Raw genomic sequence first — 6,316 nt, 5'->3', positions numbered from 1 at the left:
AGGGCACGCCGTCCGCGCCCGCCTGTATGTGGCCGTCCAGGATGCGGCCGGACTCGCACAGGATGCGATACGGCCCGCGCGCCGTCTTGGGCAATGCGGTGCGGGCGTTGCAGCGCGTCACCACCATGGGCGGCAGGGCGTCCGCGGCCTGCTCCGCCAGCCGGCGGCGGCTGTCCTCGATATCGCGCGCCGTCGCGGCCGGCAGGTCCATGGCGGCAAGCAGCGCACGCAACGTATCCGGCGACACCTGTTGCGGCCGCTGCCGAGCATCCGACCAGTGCTCCGCGATGCCGGCGTCTTGGGCCAAAGCGGATAAGCCGTCCGGCTCGGCCTTGGCGCGCTTCATGCCGGTTCCTCCAGCAGCCACACGGTGCAGTCCGGGCACAGCTCACCTTGTGAGAGGCGGTCGCGCCCGCCGGCGGGTGATTCGAAGAGCAGCGTCGTGAACACGTCCGGGCCGGGCATGAGCGATTCCGGCACGGTCTGAGGCATGGGACCCAGGTTGGTGTAGACCGTCAGGCGGGCGCCGTCGGCCAGTTCCCAACGCGCGAACACGCTGCGATCGCCCACCGCCGCGGCACCCAGGCTGACCGCACCCGCCAGGCGCGGCGCAATCGACCGCGCCCGCAGTTGTAGTAGCGCAGAATAGTCGCGCATCCACTCGGCCGCATCCGGCTCGTCTTGCCAGGGGGAACTGGCGTGGTAGGTGGATTCGTCGTTCGGGTCGGGCAGCTGCGCGGTGGGCGAGTCGCCCGCAAATTCCGGAAACGCCGAGAACTCGCGCTGCCGGCCGTCGCGCACGGCCTGCGCCAGTTCCGGGTCGGTATGGCTCGTGAAGTACAGGAACGGTGCGCGCGATCCCCGTTCCTCGCCCATGAAGATCAAGGGGATCTGCGGCGCCAGCAATTGCAGCGCCACGGCCGCGCGCAGCCGCTGGGTGTTGTCGACCAGGGCGGTCAGCCGTTCGCCGCGCGCGCGGTTGCCGGTCTGGTCATGGTTTTGCAGGAACAGCACGAAGGCGGTGGGCGGCAGGTCCGCGCTGCGCTCGCCGCGCGGCTGGCCACCGCGATAGGGCGAAGGCTGGCCTTGATACACCCAGCCTTCGGCCAGGCAGCGCGCCAGCGCCTGTGCCGGCGCCTCGGCGTAGTCGGCGTAATAGCCGCGCGATTCGCCGGTCAGCAGATGGTGCAGCACATGGTGCGCATCGTCGTTCCATTGCGCCTCGAAGTCGCCGCGCAGCAGGCTGGCGCGGTTGTCGTCGTTTTCCACCACCAGATGCACGTGGCGCTCGGCCGACACGCCGTCGCGCACGAAGCGGGCCATTTCGTGCAGCCACTCGTGTCCGGCGATGGCGTGGACGGCGTCCAGACGCAGGCCGTCGAAGCGGTATTCAGTCAGCCAGTACAGCGCGTTTTCCTTGAAATACGTGCTGACGGCTTCCTGGCGGAAGTCGATGGCGGCGCCCCACGGCGTGTCGATATCGGTGCGGAAGAAAGGCGCGGCGTAGCCGGACAGATAATTGCCGTCCGGGCCGAAGTGGTTGTAGACCACGTCCAGCATCACGCCCATGCCGAGGCCATGCGCCGCGTCGATGAGCTGCTTCAGGTCGTCCGGCGAGCCGTATGCCGTGTCGGGCGCATACGGCAGCACGCCGTCGTAGCCCCAGTTCCGTTCGCCGGGAAAATCGGCGATGGGCATAAGTTCCAGCATGGTGATGCCCATGGCCGCCAGTTCGGGCAACCGCGCGATCAGGCCTGCGTAGCCGCCGGCGAGACCCGCGTGGACCTCGTAGATGACCGTTTCTTCCCACGGCCTGCCGGTCCACTCCGGGTGGCGCCAGCGGTAGGCGCCAGGCTCCACGACGATGCTGTCGCCATGCACGTCGCCGTCCTGAAGGCGGGAGGCGGGATCGGGCATGACGGTGTTCTCGTCCAGCCGATAGTGGTAGCGCGTGCCCGGCGCGCAGTCCACGTCGGCCTGCGCGTAGCCGTCCGGGCCGGGGCGCATCGGAATGGGCGGATGGCCCTCGACCTCCAACGCGAAGCCGGGCGGGGCGCTGGGCGCCCACAGCCGGAAGCGCGTGACGCCGCTTTCCAGCGGAATCGCGCCATAGGAATACGAATGCGTCATGGCGCTTCTCCGGGTTCCGCACGCTGGGCTAGCAGGACCAGGCTATGCGGGGCCACCGTCACGGTCGGCTCGTCCCACGGCGCGGGCGCGGCGGGCTTGTCCGAATCCAGCTCCAGCGACCAGGCGATCGCGGGCTCCGGCAGCGTGAAGGTGACCGCTTCGTGGGTAGGGTTCATCAGCAACAGCGTCACGTCGGCGCCGCCTTCGGGGCGCTGCGCGGCGCGCCGCAAGCCCATCACGCGTTCCTGCTCCGCTTCCCAGGCCGGACCGTCCAGCTGCGCGCCGGAAGCGTCGAACCAGGAAATCGCGGGGATGCCCGGCAGGATCTCTTGGCCGGCATCGCCGTAGCGGGCGCTGCGCACGCTAGGATGCGCGCGGCGCAACGCGGTCAGGCGGCCGACATAGCGGCTGAGCGCGCGGCCAGCGTCGCTCTGCGCCTGCGTCCAGTCCAGCCACGAAATCGGGTTGTCCTGGCAGTAGGCGTTGTTGTTGCCTTCCTGGCTGTTGCCGAACTCGTCGCCCGCCAGCAGCATCGGGGTGCCGTCGGACAGCATGGCCGATCCCAGCAGCGCGCGCTGGACGCGGCCGCGCGTTTCCAGGATCTGCGGATCGTCGGTGGGACCTTCGGCGCCCCAGTTGTGGCTGAAGTTCTCGGAATGGCCGTCGTTGCCGTCCTCGCCATTGGCCTCGTTATGGCGGCCGTCGTAGCTCACGATGTCTGCCAGGGTGAAGCCGTCGTGCGAGGCCACATAGTTGACGGTCGACCAGGGACGGCGATGGCGGCGATCAAAGATGTCGCGCGACCCGCAAAGCCGGGCCGCCATGTCGCCGCGCATGCCCTCGTCACCGCGCCAGAAGCGGCGGGTGGTGTCGCGGAACTTGTCGTTCCACTCCGCGAACCCGGGCGGATGGTTGCCCAGCTGGTAGCCATCCGGACCGATGTCCCACGGCTCGGAAATCAGCTTGAGCTTGGACAGGACCGGGTCCTGCAGGATGACGTCAAAGAACCCCGAGCCGGGGTCGTAACCGTTGCCTTCGCGACCCAGCGTCACGCCCAGGTCGAAGCGGAAGCCGTCCACGCCGTAGGACGTGGCCCAATAGCGCAGGGAGTCGGTCACCATCTGCAGCACGCGCGGATGCGACATGTTGACCGTGTTGCCGCAGCCGGTGTCGTTGATGTAGTAGCGCTCTTCGCCCGGCATCAGGCGGTAATAGCTGGCGTTGTCCAGGCCGCGCCACGACAAGGTCGGCCCCATCTCGTTGCCTTCGCAGGTGTGGTTGTAGACCACGTCCAGGATGACCTCGATGCCCGCCGCGTGCAGGCGGCGGATGGCGAGCCGCAGCTCGTTGGGGTGCTGCATCAGGTAGCCGGGCTCGGGCGCGAAGTACGACAGGGTGCTGTAGCCCCAGTAATTGCGCAGGCCGCGCTCGGTCAGGAAGTGGTCCTGCAGGAAGGCATAGACGGGCAGCAGCTCCACCGCGGTCACGCCGAGCCGTTGCAGATGTTCGATGAAATGCGGATCGGCCAGGGCGGCGCAGGTGCCGCGCAGCGGCTGGCGCAGGTCTTCGCGCTGCATCGAGGCGCCGCGCACGTGGACCTCGTAGATCGTGGTGTCGTTCCACGAGGTGCACGGCGCCTTGCTGTTGCCCCAGTTGAACGGGACCTCATCGGCCACGATGGCCTTGGGCATGGCGGGCGCACTGTCGCGGCGGTCAAAGCTCATGTCCGCCCGCGAGTGATTCATGCGGTAGCCAAACAGGGCGGGGCTCCAGTGCAGCGGCCCGCTCAACTGGCGGGCGTACGGGTCCAGCAGCAACTTGTGGGGATTGAAGCGGTGCCCGTTCTGCGGATCGTACGGGCCATGCGCGCGGTAGCCATACAGCAGGCCGGGCTGCGCATCCGGCAGGTAGCCATGCCAGATTTCGTCCGTGCATTCGGGCAGATCGAAGCGCCGCAATTCCTTGCGCCCCTTGGGGTCGAAGATGCACAGCTCGATGCGGGTGGCGTGCGCGGAGAACACGGCGAAGTTCACGCCGAGGCCGTCGCTGGTGGCGCCCAGCGGTGTCGGCTGGCCGCCGGTAATACGGGTCAGTTGGGACGGATCCATGGATTCAGCCTTCGTGCATCAGGAAGAGGGTCGAGAGAGGCGGCAGGGTGAGCGACAGGGCCTGCGGCTGCCCATGGGCAGCCATGTCGCCGGTGTGAGCCCCGCCCTGGTTGCCCTGGCCGGACCCGCCGTAGTGGGACGCGTCGGTGTTCAGCCGTTCGGCCCAGCGGCCGGCGCGCGGAACACCAATGCGGTAATCGTGCCGGGTGACCGGCGTGAAGTTCGACACCACCAGCATCTGCTGCTGGCCATCGGTGCGCAGGAAGGCAACGACGCTGTTGTCCTGATCGTCCAGAATCGTCCACGCGAAACCCGACGGGTCCGCGTCGCGCGCGTGCAGCGCCGGCACATCGCGATACAGCCGGTTCAGGTCGGCCACCAGGCGTTGAATGCCCAGGTGGCCGGCGTGGTCCAGCAGGTTCCAGTTCAGCGTGGCGTCGTGGTTCCATTCCGTGGGCTGGGCCAGTTCGCCGCCCATGAACAGCAGCTTCTTGCCGGGGTGCGCCCACATGAAGCCGTAGTACGCGCGCAGATTGGCCAGCCGGGTCTGCGTGTCGCCGGGCATCTTGCCCAGCAGCGACCCCTTGCCGTGCACCACTTCGTCATGAGACAGCGGCAGGATGAAGCGCTCGCTAAAGGCATACACCATGCCGAACGTGATGTCGTGGTGGTGGTAGCGGCGATGGATGGGATCCTGCGACAGATAGCGCAGCGTGTCGTGCATCCAGCCCATGTTCCATTTGTAGTGAAACCCCAGGCCGCCTTCCGACACGGGCGCCGTCACGCCGGGCCACGCGGTCGATTCCTCGGCCACCATGATCGCGTCCGGCACCTCGGCGCGCACCGTGTCGTTCAACTCCTGCAGGAATTGGACGGCTTCCAGGTTTTCGCGGCCGCCATAGCGGTTGGGGATCCATTCGCCAGGCTGGCGGCTGTAGTCGCGGTAGAGCATCGACGCCACGGCGTCCACGCGCAGCCCGTCGATGTGAAAGCGCCGCAGCCAATGCATGGCGCTGGCGATCATGAAGGCCTTCACCTCGTTGCGGCCCAGGTTGTAGACCATGGTGTGCCAGTCGGGGTGATAGCCTTCGCGCGGATCCTCGTATTCATAGAGGGAGGTGCCGTCGAAGGCGGCCAGCCCGTGCGCATCGTCGGGGAAGTGCGCGGGCACCCAATCCAGAATGACGCCGATGCCTGCCGCGTGGCAGCGGTCGATGAAACGCGCGAAGGCCTCGGGCGGGCCGTAGCGCGCGGTCGGCGCGAACATGCCCAGCGGCTGATAGCCCCACGAGCCGCCGAACGGATGCTCCATGATCGGCATCAGCTCAAGATGCGTGAATCCCATGGCGCGGGCGTAGCCGGGCAGCTTGTCGGCCATCTGGTCCCAGCCGCAGACGCCCGACTCGCAGCCTGCCCAGGACCCGGCGTGGACTTCATAAATGGAGATGGGGGCATCGGGCGACTGACGCGCGCCGCGTCCCTGCATCCAGTCTTCATCGGACCAGGTGTATGGCGCGGGATCGTCCACGATCGAAGCCGTGGCCGGCGCCATCTCGCTGCGTCGCGCCATCGGATCGGCCTTCATGAACTGATTGCCGTTGCGGTCCGTGATGGCGAACTTGTAGCGCTCGCCAGGCCGCACGCCCGGAATGAATATCTCCCAGACGCCTGCTGCATGGCGTAGCCGCATGCCATGACGNNCCCCCCCCAGCCGTTGAAGTCGCCTGCCACGGCGACGCGTCGGGCGTTGGGCGCCCAGACCGCGCAGCGCAGTCCGCTGACGCCGTCGACCTCGACCAGATGCGCGCCGAGCGCCTCGCCGGCCTCGCGCCAGGCGCCTTGCGCCAGCCGTTGCAGCGTGGTGTCGTCGAGCAGCGCGCCGAAGGCGTACGGGTCCGCGGTGATCTGCTCGGCCGCCGGCCATTGGATCGCCAGGCGGTACGACGACCCGTCACCCGCCTGCGCGTAGGGCGCGCGGCCGATGAACAGACCCTGCGCCTGTTCCGTCAATGCCGTGCGTTCGCCGTCCGGATCCAGGACCGCCACCTTTGAGGCGCCGGGCACGAAGACGCGCAGCC

At 68.2% G+C, this 6,316-nt stretch carries 2 protein-coding genes and 2 pseudogenes; all 4 read right to left on the bottom strand.

What is annotated here, in order from left to right; all coding sequences use genetic code 11:
- Positions 1-346 (bottom strand): annotated as a pseudogene (locus B3446_RS04760) (4-alpha-glucanotransferase); the annotation flags it as partial.
- On the bottom strand, positions 343-2,130 hold the full coding sequence (gene treZ / locus B3446_RS04755; protein ID WP_291378047.1) for a malto-oligosyltrehalose trehalohydrolase: 1,788 nt from the start codon (positions 2,128-2,130) through the stop codon (positions 343-345). The gene treZ and the pseudogene B3446_RS04760, both read right to left, overlap by 4 nt.
- Complete coding sequence (glgX, locus tag B3446_RS04750; protein ID WP_175136536.1) at positions 2,127-4,238, bottom strand: glycogen debranching protein GlgX; 2,112 nt, start codon at positions 4,236-4,238, stop codon at positions 2,127-2,129. The genes treZ and glgX overlap by 4 nt, the downstream gene beginning before the upstream one ends.
- Positions 4,239-4,242: 4 nt before the next feature.
- Positions 4,243-6,314 (bottom strand): annotated as a pseudogene (glgB, locus tag B3446_RS04745) (1,4-alpha-glucan branching protein GlgB).
- Positions 6,315-6,316: the final 2 nt, after the last annotated feature.

The sequence above is a fragment of the Achromobacter sp. UBA5777 genome (genome assembly GCF_002418565.1).
GTDB classification, from domain to species: domain Bacteria; phylum Pseudomonadota; class Gammaproteobacteria; order Burkholderiales; family Burkholderiaceae_B; genus Achromobacter; species Achromobacter animicus.
Note: the sequence above shows the minus strand (reverse complement) of the source record. Positions and strands in the feature narration are given on the sequence as shown.

Coding starts and splice junctions, on each gene's coding strand:
- treZ (WP_291378047.1), bottom strand. CDS start 2,130: ATGACGCATTCGTATTCCTATGGCGCGATTCCGCTGGAAAGCGGCGTC.
- glgX (WP_175136536.1), bottom strand. CDS start 4,238: ATGGATCCGTCCCAACTGACCCGTATTACCGGCGGCCAGCCGACACCG.